Genomic DNA, 1,113 nt, shown 5'->3' with positions numbered 1-1,113 from the left:
TGTGGTGTTCAGGGAGGTTGGTTAGCCGGGTGATAGGTGGTTGGCCTCCGATGGCGGAGTGTGCTCGGTGGTGATTGTAGAAGTGGAGCCAGGCTGGTAGGGCGGTTCGGCGTTCGGTGTCGGATTGGTAGTGGCGGGCGTAGGCCCAGCCGTCGGCCAGGGTGCGGTGGAATCGTTCGATCTTGCCGTTGGTTTGTGGCCGGTAGGGCCGGGTCCGTTTCGGGGTGATGCCCAGCGTGGTGCAGGCATCACGCCAGGCGTGGGAGCGGTAGCAGCTGCCGTTGTCGGACAGCACGCGCTCGACGGTGACACCATGGTCGGCAAACCATGCGAGAGCACGCTGGAGGACACCGATCGCGGTGGTGGCTTTCTCGTCGTCGTGGATTTCGACGTAGGCGGTGCGGGAGTGGTCGTCGAGCACGGTGTGCATGTGGGTGGTGCCGAGTCTGGGGCCGTGGTGGCGGTCGCGTTCACCTGTCCGGTGGGCGGTCGCGCGGCGGTTCTGTATGCCGTGTTGACGGCCGACGTAGCGCCAGCCGCCGCCGTCGGGGATGTTGCCGAACTTGGTGACGTCGACGTGGATCAGCGACCCTGGATGAGGGTGTTCATAGCGGCGCAAGGGTTCCCCGGTCACGCGGTCGATGCGGGACAACCGGTTGATCCGGCAACGGACCAGGACCGCGTGCACCGTGGACGAGGGCATGCCCAGTCGGCCGGCGATCTGTACCGGGCCCAGTCGTAGCCGCCACCGCAGGCTCACGATCCGACGCGTCACCGCAGATGGGGTCTTGGCCGGGCAATGGTGGGGGCGGGAGGACCGGTCGAGCATCCCGGCCTTGCCCTCCGCCCGATAGCGATCAGCCCATTTGCGGGCCGTCCGCGGCGAGACCATGAACATCTCCGCTGCTGATACGCAGCTCCAGCCTTGATCAACGATCAACCGGGCCAGCCGCAGCCGGGTTCGAGGGGTGAGCGTGGCATTAGGGTGGGACACGAAGGCCTCCGGTTCGTGAAGCGGTTCCTCGACAGCTCCACTTCACAACCAGAGGCCTTCACCTGTCTGCACGACAGGCCGTCACACCCTCAACCCGAACAACGTCCCTGAACATCACA

At 65.9% G+C, this 1,113-nt stretch carries 1 protein-coding gene; it reads right to left on the bottom strand.

The window, feature by feature from the left end; genetic code table 11:
• A partial coding sequence (locus JT362_RS35295) for an IS481 family transposase (RefSeq protein ID WP_260196307.1) occupies nucleotides 1-994 on the bottom strand: 994 nt, incomplete at its 3' end.
• Nucleotides 995-1,113: the final 119 nt, after the last annotated feature.

The sequence above is a fragment of the Actinophytocola gossypii genome (assembly GCF_025165815.1).
GTDB classification, from domain to species: Bacteria; Actinomycetota; Actinomycetes; order Mycobacteriales; family Pseudonocardiaceae; genus Actinophytocola; species Actinophytocola gossypii.
Note: the sequence above shows the minus strand (reverse complement) of the source record. Positions and strands in the feature narration are given on the sequence as shown.